Here is a 16,302-nt window from a genome sequence, read left to right as displayed (position 1 = left end):
GCTGTCGTCGATGACGAGCCGGCCGAGAACAACCACAATCAAGCAGCCTGAGGGCTGGCCCAATCCCAAATCCCGGCCATTGTTTGCGACGCCGGTGCCCAGTGCCTATATCGGACCGGTCAAGCCGGACCCGTCCTGAATGAGCGACTTCGATCTCGATGGCTATTTTGCCCGCATCGGTTACGGCGGACCGGCCGACGCTTCGCTTGCCACGCTGCAGGCGCTGCACGCCGCGCACCCGCGGGCGATCCCGTTCGAGAACATTGATGCCTTGATGGGCGTCTCCGTCGGCCTCGACGTCGCTTCGCTGCAGGACAAGGTTTTTCGCCAGGGCCGCGGCGGCTATTGCTTCGAGCACAATCTGATCTTCATGCACGCGCTTGACGCGCTGGGCTTCACCGTCAGCGGCCTTGCCGCCCGCGTGCTGTGGGGCCAGCCGGATGACGCCGTCACGGCGCGCAGCCATATGCTGCTGCGCATCGAGCTTGGCGGCCGCACTTACATCGGCGATGTCGGCTTCGGCGGCCTGACGCTGACGGCGCCGCTGCTTTTGGAACCAGGGCTCGAGCAGCAGACGCCGCACGAAACCTTCCGCCTCGTCGAGACCGGCGGACAATTCCGCCTGCAGGCCGATATCGGCGATGATTGGCGCACGCTCTACCGCTTCGACCTGAGCCGGGCCTATGAGGTCGACTACCGGGTCGCCAGCCATTTCCTGTCGACGCATCCGAGCTCGCATTTCCTGTCGACGCTGGTCGCCGCGCTCGCTTTGCCCGACCGGCGCTACGCGCTGCGCAACAACCGCCTTTCGACGCATCATGCCAGGGGCCGCAGCGAGCAGCGCGAGATCGCGACCGCCGTCGAACTTGCCGACGTGCTGGAGAACCAGCTCGCCATCGTCATTCCCAACCGCGCCGCCTTCGAGGCAAGGCTCAGGGAAAAACGCATCGTGGAGACCTGACCAATGACCGCCCTTTCGGTTCTCGACCTGTCGCCGATCACCCAAGGCAGCACCGCTTCGCAGTCGCTCGCCAATTCGCTCGACCTCGCCCGCCATGCCGAGCGCCTGGGCTACAAGCGCTACTGGCTGGCCGAGCACCACAACATGCCGGGCATCGCGAGCGCCGCGACATCCGTCGTGATCGCGCATGTCGCCGGCGGCACCAAGTCAATCCGCGTCGGCGCCGGCGGCATCATGCTGCCCAACCATGCGCCGCTGGTGATCGCCGAGCAGTTCGGCACGCTGGCGGCACTTTTTCCCGGCCGCATCGACCTCGGACTCGGCCGCGCGCCGGGCACCGACATGCTGACCGCGCGGGCGCTGCGCCGCAACCTGGAGTCTGCCGACAATTTCCCGCAGGACGTGGTCGAGCTGATGGGCTATTTCCAGCCGGCCGAGGAAGGCCAGCGCATCCGTGCCGTGCCGGGCGAAGGCCAGACCGTGCCGGTCTGGATACTCGGCTCCAGCCTCTATGGCGCGCAGCTCGCAGCGCTTCTCGGCCTGCCCTACGCTTTCGCCTCGCATTTCGCGCCGGCCGAGCTCGACCATGCGCTGGAGGTTTATCGCACGCGGTTCCAGGCGTCGGCGCAGCTCGACAAGCCTTATGTCATGCTCGGCCTCAATGTCTCCGCCGCGCCGACGGACGCTGAGGCGAAGCTGTTGTTCAGCTCGCTGCAGCAGGCCTTCGTCAATTTGCGCAGCGGCCGTCCGGGGCAATTGCCGCCGCCGGTCGAGAATTACGACCGCGATCTCGATCCTATGGCGAAAACCATGCTTGCCCAGGCGCTGTCCTGCGCCGTCATCGGTTCGCCGGAGACGGTGCGCCAGGGCATCGACGCCTTCATCCGCCGCACCGGCGCCGACGAATTGATGGTGACGGCGCAGATCTTCGATCACGCTGCGCGCGTGCGCTCCTACGAAATTCTCGCCGACGTGCACAAATCGATGTCCAAGGCGGCGTGATCGCGCTGTCACTTTCGCCTGACATATTGGTCTGTTAAGGGCGCAGATGTCCCTCTCAGCCAAGAGTTCCCCGTGACCAAAGATCTCGACGACCGCATGCATTTTGCCATCGACCTGGCGCGCCGCGCCGGCGAGCTGGGGCTGAAATATTTCCGCGACCTCGACAACCTGGCCGTCGAGAGCAAGGGTCACCAGGACCTGGTTTCGGAAGCCGACCGCGAGGTCGAGCTGTTCATCCGCGCGGCGATCGCCGAGGCCTATCCGCAAGACGGCATCATCGGCGAGGAGCATGCTGCGGTGACCGGAACAACCGGCCATGTCTGGGTGATCGACCCGATCGACGGCACCGCCAATTTCGTGCGCGGCATTCCCGCCTGGTGCGTGGTGATCGCCTGCGCCAAGGACGGCGAGACGGTGGTCGGCGTCATCCATGAGCCTTCGACCGACGAGACGTTCTACGGCCGCCTGGGCGGCGGCGCCTTCCTCAACGGCAAGCCGATCAAGACCAGCAATGCCGCGTCGCTTTCCGAGGGCGCCGTCGGCACCGGGCTGTCCAACCGCGCCTCGACCAAGAATGTCGTCACTCTCATCAGCCTGATCATGGCGGAGGGCGGCGTCTTCTACCGCAATGCTTCCGGAGCGCTGATGCTCGCCTATGCGGCGTCCGGCCGGCTGCTCGGCTATGTCGAGGAGCACATGAACGCCTGGGATTGCCTCGCCGGCATGCTGCTGGTCGAAGAGGCCGGCGGCACGGTGCTCAGAGCGGATCCGAAGACGGTGCTCGGCCAGGGCACGCGGGTGATCACCGGCGGCAGCCGCATCTTCCCGAGATTGCAGGCGCTGTGCGCAGAGGCTCTCGAAGCTACGCGCTGACGCTCTGCGCGATCGCGCCCAGCGGCCGGCAGGAATTGCGGATCATCAGCCGGCCCTTCAGCACCAGCTTGCGCGGCGGCGCGTCGCGGTTGCCGGCCAGCCGGTCGAGCAGGAGGTTCGCCGCCTGCTCGCCGATCGCCTGCACCGGCTGCGCGACGGTGGTGAGCTGCGGCACGAACACGTCCGACCAGGGAAAGTCGTCGAAGCAGGCGACCGAAATGTCCTCGGGGCAAGAGAGGCCGATGTCGCGGATCGCCTTCATCGTGCCGATCACCATCGGGTTGTTGGCCGAGAAGATCGCGCTTGGCCGGTCGTGCAGCGACAAGAGCTGCATGGTGGCGTTGTAGCCGTCGATCTCGTGGAAATTGCCGGAGCGTATGAGTTCCTCCGCCACCGGCAGGCCGGCCGCCTGCAGCGCCTCGCGATAGCCGATCATGCGGTCATGCATGGGAGATATGTCGGACGTGCCGGTGATGTAGCCGATGCGCCGATGGCCAAGATGGATTAGATAGGTGACGGCGTCGAACACGGCACGCTGGTTGTCCAGCACCACCGCGTCGGTGTCGACGCCTTCGCAAAGGCGGTCGAGCAGCACCACCGGCACATTGGTGTCCTCGACGATGCTCTTCAGAAGGCCGCCGTCGCCGACGCGCGCCACGATCAGCCCGTCGACCATGCGGTCGAGCAGCAGGCGGATCTGCTCGTCCTGCGTGTTCAGATCCTCGTCGGTGCAGCACAGCATGACGGCATAGCCGGCGCGGTCGAAGGCCTGCTGGATGACCGAGACGACATCGGTGAAGAACGGGTTGGTGATGTGCGGCACGGTGAGGCCGATTGTGCGCGTGGTGCCCATCTTCAGGCTGCGGGCGATGGCATTGCGCTTGTAGCCGATGTCGCGGATCGCCTGCTCGATGCGTTGCGTAAGCTCGGGACTGACGGTGGCGGTACCGTTGAGCAATGCAGAGACCGTGGCTACGGACACACGCGCCGCCTCAGCCACATGCAGCATGGTCGGCGCCGTGGATTTCCGCTGTTTTTTCTGCTCTGACGCCGTCATTTTCGAAACGTTTAGCCGCCCTTATCTGGCTAAACCTACGTAAACCCGGCATTTTTCGCAAGAATTGAAATGCATCAATCCTCAGAGAACAGATAGGCGCTTGACACGTTCGAAACGTTTCGATTAGCGTTCAAGTCGCCGAAGACGACGGAGGGAGGCCGTCCTTTGTCATGCAGCGCGCTGGCTCCATCACGACGGAGGACGTGACGGCCGACGGTCCGACCGTCGTCCTGAGCGCGACCGGCATTTCCAAGCGGTTCGGCGGCATCACCGCGCTGTCCGATGTCAGCCTGGACCTCAGGCCCGGCGAGGTGCATGCGCTGATGGGCGAGAACGGCGCCGGCAAATCGACGCTGATGAAGATCCTCTCGGGCGTCTATACCGACTACGAAGGCACTGTCGCCATCGACGGCCAGGCGGTCCGTTTCGCCGGTGTGCGCGACGCCGAGGACGCTGGCATCGCCATCATCCACCAGGAGCTCAACCTCGTCCCCGAGCTCAGCGTCGCCGACAACATCTTCCTCGGCCGCGAAAAGCTGATCGCCGGGCTGGTGGTTGACCGCAAGGCGAGCAGCCGCGCGGCAAAAGCGCTGTTGCAGCGTCTCGGCATCGAGCTCGATCCGGAAGCGCGGGTCGGCCGGCTCAGGGTCGGCGAGCAGCAGCTGGTGGAGATCGCCAAGGCGCTGTCGAAATCGGCGCGCATCCTGATCATGGACGAACCCACCTCGGCGCTGTCACCGGCCGAGTGCGAGCGACTGTTCCGCATCATCCGTCAGCTCGCGGCAAGCGGCGTCGCCATCGTCTACATCTCGCACCGCATCGACGAGGTCATGCATCTGGCAAGCCGGGTGACGGTGCTGCGCGACGGGCGTCACGTGCTGACCAACGATATGGCGGCGCTGAACGAAGACGCCATCATCTCGGCCATGGTCGGCCGCGATCTTATGGCGTCCTCCGATCATCAGCGCGGTCCGGGCGGCAAGGCTGTGCTCGCGGTCAGGGACCTGTCGCTGTCGAAGCCCGACCGGCATGGCTGGCGCAGCGTGATCGAGGGCGTGAGCTTCGATCTTTCGGCGGGCGAAATCCTCGGCATAGGCGGGCTGCTGGGTTCCGGCCGCACCGAAATCCTGGAAGCGATCTTCGGCTCCGGCGGCGGCCGTACCGGCGGCGAGATCAAGCTCGACGGCGCGCCGGTCGAGATCGGCTCGCCGCGCGAGGCGCGCCGGCTGGGCATTGCCTTGGTCACCGAGGACCGCAAGACGCAAGGCCTGCATCTCACGGCCTCGATCACCGACAATGTCGCGCTGCCGCTGGTCGGCGCGCTGGCGCGCTTCGGCCTGCGCTCGCGCTCGGGCGAGCAAGGCCTTGCGCGCGAGGCGGTGAGCGCGCTCGGCATACGCTGCGAAAGCATCGAGCAGGCCGCCGGCACGCTGTCGGGCGGCAACCAGCAGAAGGTGGTGATCGGCAAATGGCTGGCGACACGGCCGCGCGTGCTTCTGCTCGACGAGCCGACGCGCGGCATCGATGTCGGCGCCAAGCGCGAGATCTACGACCTCATCTTCAAGCTCGCCGGCGACGGGCTGGCGATCACCGTGATCAGCTCGGAACTGCCCGAGCTTCTGCATCTGGCCGACCGCATCCTGGTCATGGCGGAGGGCCGCCAGCGCGGCATCCTGTCCCGCATTGAGGCCAGCGAGGAGGCGATCATGCGGCTTGCCGCCCCTAGAAGGACCGCGAGACCTGCGGCATGAACCTCATCAGCCTTGTCTCCCGCACCAAACTTTACTGGGGGCTGATCGCCATCTTCCTGATCGGCGTGTTCGGCTCGCCGATCAGCTCCAAGGGCAACAACATCTTCTTGTCCTACGGTAACCTGCTCGACGTGCTGCGCCAGGTGTCGACCACCGGCCTCATCGCCACCGGCATGACGGCGGTGATCCTGACCGGCGGCATCGATCTTTCCGTCGGCTCGCTGATGGCGATCTGCTCGGTCGTCTGCGCCATGCTGCTCACCGTGCCGGGCATCACGCCGTCGGCGGCGCTTGGCGTGCCGACGACCGCGCTGGTGGCTCTCAGCCTCGGCGCACTCGCCACCCGCTTCATCCTGCTCAACATCCAGAAATCCCGCGCCGGCGCGGAAGCCGGCCGCGACGTGCGGCTGGACACGACGCGCGGGCTGGTCATCCCGGGCGTGGTCGGCGTGATCCTTTGCTGCCTCTCGCTGTGGTACCTGCTGCCGCAGGTCGAGACCAAGTTCGGCGTGCTCGGCGTGCTTCTGGTGGCGCCTTGCGTCGGCCTGCTGTTCGGCACCATCAACGGCTTCATCATCGTCGCCGGCCGCCTGCAGCCCTTTATCGTGACGCTGGCGATGATGGTGACAGCGCTCGGCATCGCCAGGCTGACCGCCGGCCAGAACAATGCGGTGCTGCCGGTCTATACCGGCTCCAACGCCACGGAAGAGTTCGAGATCCTGCGCTCGCTGGTGTTCGGCGTCGTGCCGATGCCAGGCCTGTTCTTCCTCGGCGCGGTCGTGATCTACGGCGCGGTGCTGCGCTTCACGCCCTTCGGCCGCTATGTCTACGCCATCGGCGGCAATGAGGAGGCGGCCAGGCTTTCCGGCATCGCGGCGGGACGCGTCAAGATCGCCACCTATGCGGTGTCCGGCCTGCTCGCCGGCATCGCGGCGGCGCTCTACGTGGCGCAATACCGGCAAGGCAAGCCGGATGCCGGCGCGGGGCTGGAGCTCGACGCCATCGCCGCCGTGGTTATCGGCGGCACCAGCCTGATGGGCGGGCGCGGCAGCCTGATCGGCACCTTCTGCGGCGTGCTGATCTTCGGACTGCTGTCCAACATCCTGCAGCTGCACAACATCAATTCGAACCTTCAGCTGGTGCTGAAGGGGGCGATCATCATCGGCACGGTGCTCGTTCAGGAGCGCAACGCCGGCGACATTTTAAGCTATCTGCGCCTGCCCGGCGGACGGGCGGCGCAAAAGGAAACGGCCGCGGCCAAGCGGCCGTCACAGGAGACCTCGTCTCTATAATCCGGAGGAAATAGGACCATGAAACGACGTGAAATGCTGAAGCTCGCCACTTTCGCGGCGGCACTTCTGACGACCACCGCAATTCTGTCCGGCAACCATGCCTTTGCCCAGGACAAGAAGTGGAAGATCGGCTTCTCGCAGGTGACGACCATCGAACCCTGGCGCGCCCAGTTCAACAAGGACATCATCGCCGAGGCCGCCAGGCATCCGGAAGTCGAGCTGATCATCACCGACGGCGAGGACAAGACCGAAAAGCAGGTCGCCGACGTCGAGAACCTGATCCGCCAGGAGGTCGACGCGCTGCTGGTGTCGCCGAAGGAATCGGCCGGCCTCACCGGCGTGGTGCAACAGGCGATCGACGCCAAGATCCCGGTCTTCGTGCTCGACCGCAATGTCGACACCAAGGACTACACGCAGTTCGTCGGTGGCGACAACAAGCTGATCGGCCGGGCTGCCGGCGAATATGCCGTCGAGCTTCTGGGCGGCAAGGGCAAGGCCGCCGGCAACGTCGTCGAGATCTGGGGCGGCATGGGCACGCAGCCGGCGCATGACCGCCATGACGGTTTCCATGAATTCACCGACAAGGAGCCGGGCATCAAGTATCTGCTCGACCAGCAGTCGGGCGACTGGAAGCAGGACCAGGCCTACAACATCATGGCCAACGCGCTGAAGACCAACGAGAAGATCGACCTCGTCTACGGCCACAACGATCCGATGGCCTATGGCGCCTATCTCGCGGCGAAGGATGTCGGGCGCGAGAAGGACATCAAGTTCATCGGCATCGACGGTCTGCCCAACGAAGGCGTGCAGATGGTGAACAAGGGCGAGCTGACCGCGACCTTCACCTATGTCACGCCGGGCGCCGAGGGCCTGCGTCAGGCGATCAAGTTCCTCAACGGCGAGAAGGTCGAGAAGACCATCACGCTGCCGACGGAGAAGATCACCAAGGAGAACGCCGCCAAGATCCTCAAGGACAACGGGCTCTAAGTCCGGAGCCCTGCCGGGCCACGCGCCCGGCAGGGTTTTGCCCGAGCGCGAGGCGCTCCCCTGACAAGCTAGCCGCCGGATGCGTGAAAGGTCGCCGAGACGCCGATTTTCCGGCCTTTCGCGACCGAAAGTCACGCCCCCCGAGGCGAGCGTTACCCTCACCGGATGACGGCTCCAGGCGCCGCCAGCGGCGTCGCGTCCAAAAAAGCCAGTCGGAACAATACGATAGCGCGGGCTCGCGCCGAGCGCGCCCCAACGCGCGGCGGATCGCTGCCAAAGCCTTGCCGAGACAATGAACAGCTTGCGCAGAATGCTTGCGCCCCGTATCGGCTGTTCTTATATACGCCCCAGCCGTCCCGGCCCCCGAAAACCGGTGACCATGACGGGATTTCTTGTGAACAGGGGCTTTCGTCGGAACGCCTTTTGAAGGGTCCTGAGAGCCTGCTTAGAGGAGAGACTAGAACAATGGCAAAAGTTATCGGTATCGATCTCGGCACCACCAATTCCTGCATCGCCATCATGGATGGCAAGGACCCCAAGGTGATTGAGAATGCTGAGGGCGCGCGCACGACGCCTTCCATCGTCGCCATCTCGAATGACGGCGAACGCCTCGTTGGCCAGCCGGCCAAGCGCCAGGCGGTCACCAATCCTGAAAACACCATCTTCGCGGTCAAGCGCCTGATCGGCCGCCGCTATGACGACCCGGTGACGGAGAAGGACAAGAAGCTTGTCCCCTACAAGATCGTCAAGGGCGACAATGGCGACGCCTGGGTCGAGGCCGGCGGCAAGAAGCAGTCGCCCAGCCAGATCTCGGCCATGATCCTGCAGAAGATGAAGGAGACGGCAGAAGCCTATCTGGGCGAGAAGGTCGAGAAGGCGGTCATCACCGTTCCGGCCTATTTCAACGACGCCCAGCGCCAGGCGACCAAGGACGCCGGCAGGATCGCCGGCCTTGAGGTGCTGCGCATCATCAACGAGCCGACGGCCGCAGCCCTTGCCTACGGCCTGGAGAAGAAGGACGGCAAGACCATCGCCGTCTATGACCTTGGCGGCGGCACCTTCGATATTTCCGTGCTCGAAATCGGCGACGGCGTGTTCGAGGTGAAGTCGACCAATGGTGACACCTTCCTCGGCGGCGAGGATTTCGACATGCGGCTCGTCGAATATCTGGCGGCCGAATTCAAGAAGGAACAGGGCATCGACCTCAAGGCCGACAAACTGGCGCTGCAGCGTCTGAAGGAAGCGGCCGAGAAGGCCAAGATCGAGCTGTCGTCGACGACGCAGACCGAGATCAACCTTCCCTTCATCACCGCCGACGCCACCGGCCCGAAGCACCTGACGATGAAGCTCACCCGGGCGAAGTTCGAGCAGCTGGTCGACGACCTCGTCCAGCGCACGATCGAGCCCTGCAAGGCGGCGCTCAAGGATGCTGGCCTGAAGGCTGCCGAGATCGACGAAGTGGTGCTGGTCGGCGGCATGACCCGCATGCCCAAGATCCAGGAGATCGTGAAGCAGTTCTTCGGCAAGGAGCCGCACAAGGGCGTCAATCCGGATGAGGTCGTTGCGCTCGGCGCCGCCATCCAGGCCGGCGTGCTGCAGGGCGATGTTAAGGACGTGCTGTTGCTCGATGTGACGCCGCTGTCGCTGGGCATCGAGACGCTGGGTGGCGTGTTCACCCGACTGATCGAGCGCAACACGACGATCCCGACCAAGAAGAGCCAGACCTTCTCGACCGCCGAGGATTCGCAGTCGGCTGTGACGATCCGCGTCTTCCAGGGCGAGCGCGAAATGGCGGCGGACAACAAGCTGCTCGGCCAGTTCGACCTGGTCGGCATCCCGCCGGCGCCGCGCGGCGTGCCGCAGATCGAGGTCACCTTCGACATCGACGCCAACGGCATCGTCAACGTCTCGGCCAAGGACAAGGGCACCGGCAAGGAGCACCAGATCCGCATCCAGGCTTCGGGCGGCCTGTCCGACGCCGACATCGAGAAGATGGTGAAGGACGCCGAGGCCAATGCCGACGCCGACAAGAAGCGCCGTGCTCTCGTCGAGGCCCGCAACCAGGCCGAGGCGCTGGTGCATTCGTCCGAGAAGTCGCTGAAGGATTATGGCGACAAGGTCTCGGATGCTGATCGCACCGCGATCTCCGATGCCATCGCCGCGCTGAAGACCGCGGCCGAAGGCGACGATCCGGCCGATATCGAGGCCAAGTCGCAGTCGCTCGCCGAAGTGTCGATGAAGCTCGGCCAGGCCATGTACGAGGCCTCGCAGAAGGAAGCGGCCGAAGCCGACGCCAAGGCGGATGCCGCCAAGGATTCGGACGTGGTCGACGCCGACTTCGAGGAAATCGACGAAGACGACGACAAGAAGAAGTCGGCTTGAGCCGGCTGACGGCGATTAAGTGCAAAAGCCCGGTGCAAAGCCGGGCTTTTTTGCAACCTTCGTTGAAAAAGTACGGGCCTGCTTGAAAAAGTGACGGAAAAAACCGGAGCTAGCCTGCTTGGTACTAGCATCCGGGAAACATCGCTCCTAAATCCAAGGCCATGCCGGCAAACGTCGCCAACAATGCTTGAAGACATTGAGCATCCGGACAGCGGGAAAAAATGAAAGCTGATTTCTACGAAACGCTGGGCGTGCAAAAAGGCGCCGACGAAAAGGAACTCAAGAGCGCTTTTCGCAAGCTCGCCATGCAGTTCCATCCCGACCGCAACCCCGGCGACCATGCCTGCGAGCACAAGTTCAAGGAAATCAACGAAGCCTACGAGACGCTGAAGGACCCGCAGAAGCGCGCCGCCTATGACCGCTTCGGCCACGCCGCCTTCGAGGGCGGCATGAACGGCGCCGCGCACGGCTTCGGCGCCGGCGGTTTCGCGGACATCTTCGAGGATATTTTCGGCGACATGATGGGTGGCCGCCAGCGCCGCTCGTCGGGCGGCCGCGAACGCGGCGCCGACCTGCGCTACAACATGGAAATCACGCTGGAAGAGGCCTTTTCCGGCAAGACCGCGCAGATCCACGTGCCGGCTTCCATTTCCTGCTCGGAATGCTCCGGCAGCGGCGCCAAGCCCGGCACGCAGCCGGTGACCTGCTCGATGTGCCACGGCCACGGCAAGGTGCGCGCCACGCAAGGCTTCTTCTCGATCGAGCGCACCTGCCCGCAATGCCAGGGCCGCGGCCAGACGATCAAGGACCCTTGCCCGAAATGCGCTGGACAGGGCCGCGTCACCGAGGAGCGCTCGCTGTCGGTCAACATCCCGGCCGGCATCGAGGACGGCACTCGCATCCGGCTGGCCAATGAGGGCGAGGCGGGCTTGCGCGGCGGGCCGTCCGGCGACCTTTACATCTTCCTGGCGGTAAAGCCGCACGAATTCTTCCAGCGCGACGGCGCAGACCTTTATTGCAAAGTGCCGATCTCGATGACGACGGCCGCCCTTGGCGGCTCCTTCGAGGTCACCACGCTCGACGGCACGCAGACCAAGGTGAAAGTGCCGGAAGGCACGCAGAACGGCCGCCAGTTCCGCCTCAAGGGCAAAGGCATGCCGGTGCTGCGCCAGGCCAATGTCGGCGACCTCTACATCCAGACGGCGGTCGAGACGCCGCAGAACCTGTCGCGCCGCCAGCGCGAATTGCTGGAAGAGTTCGAGCAGCTCTCCTCGAAGGACAACTCGCCTCAGTCGAGCGGCTTCTTCGCCCGCATGAAGGACTTCTTCGAGTCGTTCGGCGAAAACTGATCGTCACACGCCAGCATTGCGCACGGCCTGGGAGGGCGATCCGCTTCCCAAGCGTCAGCAACATCTTATGCCAGCTTGACGCCTTGCCTTGTCCCACCCACCTGCTAAGTAGCGGATCGGGGGGCGAGCATTGAGGAGAGCTCTGATGGCACGTAGTCCCGGATTGCGCAAAGCGCTGGCGGAAAAATTCGACGACGAGCTGAAGTTCTTCAAAGGCTGGATCGACAAGCCGAAAACGGTCGGCTCGATCGTCCCCACCAGTTCCGTCACCGCCCGCAAGATGGCCTCGATCGTCAATCCGAGATCTGGCCTGCCCGTGCTTGAGGTGGGGCCAGGCACCGGCGTAATCACCCGCGCCATCCTCGCCCAGGGTGTAAAGCCGGAAAATCTCTACGCGGTCGAATATTCGACCGACTTCGTGCGCCATCTGCGCGGGCTCTATCCCGGCGTCAACGTGATCGAGGGCGACGCCTTCAATCTAAATGCCACGCTCGGCGAGAAGCGCGACATGGTGTTCGATTCGGTCGTCTCCGGCGTGCCGCTGCTCAATTTCCCGGTCGCCCAGCGCATCGCCTATATCGAAAGCCTGCTCGACCGCATTCCCGCCGGACGGCCGATCGTGCAGCTGACCTACGGCCCGCTGTCGCCGATCCCGGCGGGGCGCGGCGACTACACCGTCGAGCATTTCGATTTCATCTTCCGCAACATCCCGCCGACGCAGCTGTGGATCTATCGCCGCGCGGCGCATTAGGGTTAAGGGAGTAGGGGAGTAAGGCAGTAGGGGAATAGGGAATGAACATTCAGTTTCCGCACTATCCCTACTGCCCTATTCCCTTACTCCCCTACTCCCTTGGCGAAGCAGGCCCATGGCAGTGATCCTACGAATCCTCGTCTTCGCCGGCTCGGTCCGGACCGGCGCCTATAGCGGCCGGACCGCCGATGTGGCGCAGAAGGAATTGGCCGTGCAGGGCGCGGAAGTGACGCGCATCTCGCTCGGCGACTATCCGCTGCCGATCATGGACGAGGACCTCGAAAAGGAAAAAGGCATCCCCGAGAACGCGCTCAGGCTCGGCCGCCAGATCGCGGCGCATGACGGGGTCCTGATCGCGACGCCCGAATATAACGGCTCGATCCCGCCATTGCTCAAGAACGCGATCGACTGGGTGAGCCGGATACGCCGTGAGGGCAGCCGCACCTTCAGGCCGCTTGCCGGCAAGCCGGTCGGGCTCTGCTCGTCCTCCGAGGGCAAGTTCGCCGGCATACGCTGCATCAACCATCTGCGCGCGGTGCTGGTGCGCTGCCAGATGGAGGTGATCACGCCGGAATGCTCAGTCTCCGAGGCCGACGAAGCCTTCGCCGAGGACGGACAATTCAGGGACGCCAGACTACACCAATCGATGGAGCGCCTATGCCGTACACTGATGGAAACCTCGCGCATGCTGTCGACCCGGATCGAGGTGTGATCAATTTCGCGGAGGCAGACACGATGCGGGGCCGTTTGATCGTCGGGCTCGACCTTCCGACGCTGAAGGAGGCCGAGACGGCGGTACGCGAGCTCGAAGGCGCCGTTTCCTTCTACAAGATCGGCTACCAGCTGGCCTTTGCCGGCGGGCTAGACTTCGCGCGGGAGCTCGCCAGCGGCGGCACCAAAGTGTTCCTCGACATGAAGCTGCTCGACATCGACAACACCGTGGCCAAGGGCGTGGAGAACATCGTCAAAATGGGTGTCTCGATGCTGACGCTGCATGCCTATCCCAAAACGATGAGAGCGGCTGTCGAGGCGGCCAAAGGCAGCGATCTGTGCCTGCTTGGTGTGACGGTGCTGACCTCGATGGACGAGCAGGACATGATCGACGCCGGCTATGAATACGACCCGCACACGCTGGTGCTCAGGCGCTCCGAACAGGCGCTGCATGCCGGCATGGGCGGCATCGTCTGCTCGGCGGAAGAGGCCGAAGCGGTGCGCCGCATCGTCGGCCCCGACCTGGCGGTGGTGACGCCGGGCATCCGCCCGTCGGGCAGCGACCATGGCGACCAGAAACGCGTGGTTACGCCGGCGCAGGCGATCCGCAACGGCGCCAGCCATCTCGTCGTCGGCCGGCCGATCGTCAAGGCGCCGGACCGCCGCGCCGCGGCCGAGGCGATAATCGCCGAGATGCAGTCGGCCTGAGGACCGGTTCTGAAACTCTACTCCGGCGCGTTTTCTGCGCTTCCGGTACTCACGTACTTTAAGTACGCTCCGCTCCGGTTCTCGAAAAAACCACCAGCTGCCTCACCGGAGCGACTTTCGGAACCGGTCCTCGCTCCGTGCGCGCAAACAGGAGGAACGCAATGCCCAAGGGATATTGGATCGCTCGCGTCGATGTGCGCGACGCCGAGGGATACAAGTATTATGTCGCCGCCGCGAAGCTCGCCTTCGATCGCTTCGGCGCGAAATTCCTGGCGCGCGGCGGCGAGCATGAAAAGGCCGAAGGGCCGGGCCGCGCCCGCAACGTCATCATCGAGTTCGAATCGCTGGCCGTGGCGCATGACTGCTACCACTCGCCGGAATACCAGCGCGCCGCCGCCATTCGCCAGAAAGTGGCCGACGGCGAGATCGTGCTGGTCGAGGGCGTTTAGCGAAAGAGCCTATTGGCCGCCGTCTCAGCCATCGCATCCGCGAGGCTCATGCCCCATTCCCTGCGGCAATAGTCGCGAAAATCGAAGCAGGGCAGGCCGGGGCAGACTTCGAACTCGATGAGGTGGACGGTGTCGTCAGCGTCGACTCTGAGGTCGACGGAAAAGACATCTCTCAGGCCGAGACCGCTTATCAGTTTTTGCGCGATGGCGCGGATTTTTCGATCCGCCGCCGGCTGGCTGGCGCCGACAGCCTCCAGCTCCGGCTCGACATAGGTGCCCGCATCCTTCGCGGCCTGGCCGGTCTCGCCATAAAGCGCCATCGAGTCGGCCATGGTCTGGAAGTCGCCGCCGGAATCGACGAAGAAGATACCAAGCGCCTCGATGCCGGTTTCGGGCTTTAGCCCAAGGAAGCTCGCGCGCACGTTGCGGCCGGCGACATAGGGCTGGACGACGACGTCGTCGCGGTAATGGGAAAAGACGCGCCGGCTAAGCTCCAGCGCATGGCCGAGATCGGTGATGCGCGAATCCGGCCAGATGCCGATCTTGGCGCCGAGCCGCTTCGGCTTGACGAACCAGCCCTTGGGCGAGGCCGGCGGCTCGACCAGCCATTCGCCGTTGCGCGCCAGGCCGGCTTGCGGCACCGGCAGGCCGAGCGCGCCAAGCACGGCGCCGCAGCGGAACTTGTCCTGGCAGAGCGCAAACAGCGAATCGTCGGCGCCGATGGTGCGCAGCCCGTTCAGCCGCGCCAGCGCCGGCGAAGCGCCGCCCCGGAAATAGGCAATGCCGTCGGTCAGCGTCCAGACCAGCGTTGTTGCGGGATCGGCCTTTGCCAGCACCGGCACCGCGTCGTCGAGCTCTACAGGCTTGAAAGCGAGGCCGCGCTTCTCGCAGGCGGCGGCGAGCAAGTCGAATTCGGGCGCAAGGTCGGTCGACTGCGCCAGATAGGACGAAATTTCCAGGGCACGATCCGCCGGGTATCCGTCGGCGGACAGGCGGTCGAGGCAGGCCTTTTCCGGCTCGTAGACGAGGATGAGGGTCGGCTGCGGCATCGAATGCTCCGGGCGAAATCAGGCGCTACCATCGCATGGCCGCAGCGGCCGGCTTGCGGGAAACCGACCGGCCTAAGGCGATTGCCTGATACTGTTCAACCGTCTTATGCGATCAGCACGCGTGGCTCGAAGCGGCCGTTGACCGGGATATCGAGCAGGAAGGTCATGCCGGCTTGCGGATCGAGAGCGCGCTGTTTTTCGTCCTTGCCGCTCCAGGCCGAGGTCACGGCGAGGCGATCGGCTTTCGCGCCGACAAAGGCGGGGCAGGAAGCCTGCGTCACCGGCATGGCGATCTCGCGCAGCAGCGTGCCGTCCGGCGCATAGGCCTTCACCGCCTTGCCGCCCCAGACGGCGTTCCACAGCACGCCGTCGCGGTCGACGACCGAACCGTCGATATAGCCTTTCGAGGAGCGATGATCGACGAACACCTTCACTTCGCCGGCCGGCAGGCCGGTCGCCGGATCGCAGGCGACGCGCATCAGCAGCCCGGTCGCTGTGTCGGTGTAGTAGGCAATCGTGCCGTCCAGGGAAAAACAGATCGAGTTCGAGACGGTGATGCCGGAAAACAGCCGGCGCAATTCGCCCTTGAAGAACCAGTAGATCGAGCCCGCGCCCTTCTCCTCGCCCTTGCCCATCGTGCCGGTCCACAGCGCGCCGCAGGGATGGACGCGGGAATCGTTGGATCGCGTCACCGGATTGTCGGCCTCGATCGGCGTGTGCAGCGTCAGCCTGCCGGTTTTCACGTCGCGGACCTGCAGGCCGATCTCGGTGGCGATGAGCTGGCGATCGGCGTCGATGACGGCGATGGCGCTGGCCATGACGCCGAGGTCATGCACCTTCAGCGCGCCGGCGAGCGGCTTTTCCAGAAGCTTGCCGTTGACGATGTCGAACCAGAACAGCGTGTCGGTCGCGGGATCGTAGCTCGGGCCTTCGCCGAGCTCGCAGATATGGTCGGAAAAAACCGAAACGCCGTCCATTGT

General features: G+C 64.6%; 15 protein-coding genes. 12 read left to right on the top strand and 3 right to left on the bottom strand.

The window, feature by feature from the left end:
* The first annotated feature begins 139 nt into the window (after positions 1-139).
* The 3 genes from EOA27_RS02425 to EOA27_RS02415 all read left to right on the top strand — a co-directional run bounded on the left by EOA27_RS02425 (position 140) and on the right by EOA27_RS02415 (position 2,836).
* Positions 140-961, top strand: a complete 822-nt coding sequence (locus EOA27_RS02425) for an arylamine N-acetyltransferase (RefSeq protein ID WP_126080150.1) — start codon at positions 140-142, stop codon at positions 959-961.
* Positions 962-964: 3 nt separating this feature from the next.
* Entirely contained in the window at positions 965-1,963 is a 999-nt protein-coding gene (locus tag EOA27_RS02420; protein WP_126080149.1) for an LLM class flavin-dependent oxidoreductase, read from the top strand.
* Positions 1,964-2,035: 72 nt separating this feature from the next.
* On the top strand, positions 2,036-2,836 hold the full coding sequence (locus EOA27_RS02415; RefSeq protein ID WP_126080148.1) for an inositol monophosphatase family protein: 801 nt from the start codon (positions 2,036-2,038) through the stop codon (positions 2,834-2,836).
* Here the strand turns inward: EOA27_RS02415 and EOA27_RS02410 are convergent.
* Complete coding sequence (locus tag EOA27_RS02410; RefSeq protein ID WP_126080147.1) at positions 2,826-3,845, bottom strand: LacI family DNA-binding transcriptional regulator; 1,020 nt, start codon at positions 3,843-3,845, stop codon at positions 2,826-2,828. The genes EOA27_RS02415 and EOA27_RS02410 overlap by 11 nt on opposite strands.
* A gap of 218 nt (positions 3,846-4,063) precedes the next feature.
* Here EOA27_RS02410 and EOA27_RS02405 point away from each other — a divergent pair, with 218 nt between their 5' ends.
* The 9 genes from EOA27_RS02405 to EOA27_RS02365 all read left to right on the top strand — a co-directional run bounded on the left by EOA27_RS02405 (position 4,064) and on the right by EOA27_RS02365 (position 14,273).
* Complete coding sequence (locus EOA27_RS02405) at positions 4,064-5,644, top strand: sugar ABC transporter ATP-binding protein (RefSeq protein ID WP_126080146.1); 1,581 nt, start codon at positions 4,064-4,066, stop codon at positions 5,642-5,644.
* Entirely contained in the window at positions 5,641-6,936 is a 1,296-nt protein-coding gene (locus tag EOA27_RS02400) for an ABC transporter permease (protein WP_126080145.1), read from the top strand. Before EOA27_RS02405 ends, EOA27_RS02400 begins: the two co-directional genes overlap by 4 nt.
* Before the next feature lie 18 nt (positions 6,937-6,954).
* Positions 6,955-7,923: a substrate-binding domain-containing protein gene (locus EOA27_RS02395; RefSeq protein WP_126080144.1), complete on the top strand. Its 969-nt coding sequence runs from the start codon at positions 6,955-6,957 to the stop codon at positions 7,921-7,923.
* A gap of 465 nt (positions 7,924-8,388) precedes the next feature.
* Positions 8,389-10,305, top strand: coding sequence for a molecular chaperone DnaK (gene dnaK / locus EOA27_RS02390; RefSeq protein WP_126080143.1), 1,917 nt, complete (start codon positions 8,389-8,391; stop codon positions 10,303-10,305).
* 221 nt (positions 10,306-10,526) lie between these two features.
* Complete coding sequence (gene dnaJ / locus EOA27_RS02385; protein ID WP_126080142.1) at positions 10,527-11,654, top strand: molecular chaperone DnaJ; 1,128 nt, start codon at positions 10,527-10,529, stop codon at positions 11,652-11,654.
* 145 nt (positions 11,655-11,799) lie between these two features.
* Complete coding sequence (gene pmtA / locus EOA27_RS02380) at positions 11,800-12,405, top strand: phospholipid N-methyltransferase PmtA (RefSeq protein WP_126080141.1); 606 nt, start codon at positions 11,800-11,802, stop codon at positions 12,403-12,405.
* Between the two features lie 115 nt (positions 12,406-12,520).
* Positions 12,521-13,117: an NADPH-dependent FMN reductase gene (locus EOA27_RS02375; RefSeq protein ID WP_126080140.1), complete on the top strand. Its 597-nt coding sequence runs from the start codon at positions 12,521-12,523 to the stop codon at positions 13,115-13,117.
* A gap of 23 nt (positions 13,118-13,140) precedes the next feature.
* Positions 13,141-13,824 carry an orotidine-5'-phosphate decarboxylase gene (gene pyrF, locus EOA27_RS02370; RefSeq protein ID WP_245467301.1) on the top strand — a complete coding sequence of 228 codons (684 nt, stop codon included), beginning with the start codon at positions 13,141-13,143 and terminating at the stop codon, positions 13,822-13,824.
* Between the two features lie 161 nt (positions 13,825-13,985).
* Complete coding sequence (locus tag EOA27_RS02365) at positions 13,986-14,273, top strand: DUF1330 domain-containing protein (protein WP_126080138.1); 288 nt, start codon at positions 13,986-13,988, stop codon at positions 14,271-14,273.
* On the opposite strand, the gene EOA27_RS02360 is transcribed toward EOA27_RS02365, so the two are convergent.
* Entirely contained in the window at positions 14,270-15,322 is a 1,053-nt protein-coding gene (locus EOA27_RS02360; protein ID WP_127255352.1) for a D-alanine:D-lactate ligase-like protein, read from the bottom strand. The two genes, EOA27_RS02365 and EOA27_RS02360, sit on opposite strands and share 4 nt — an antisense overlap.
* A gap of 104 nt (positions 15,323-15,426) precedes the next feature.
* Positions 15,427-16,299, bottom strand: coding sequence for an SMP-30/gluconolactonase/LRE family protein (locus EOA27_RS02355; protein ID WP_127255354.1), 873 nt, complete (start codon positions 16,297-16,299; stop codon positions 15,427-15,429).
* Positions 16,300-16,302: the final 3 nt, after the last annotated feature.

It is taken from the genome of Mesorhizobium sp. M2A.F.Ca.ET.037.01.1.1 (assembly GCF_003998075.1).
Lineage (GTDB): Bacteria > Pseudomonadota > Alphaproteobacteria > Rhizobiales > Rhizobiaceae > Mesorhizobium.
The sequence above is the reverse complement of the archived record's forward strand: the minus strand, read 5'-3'. Positions and strand labels throughout refer to the sequence as shown.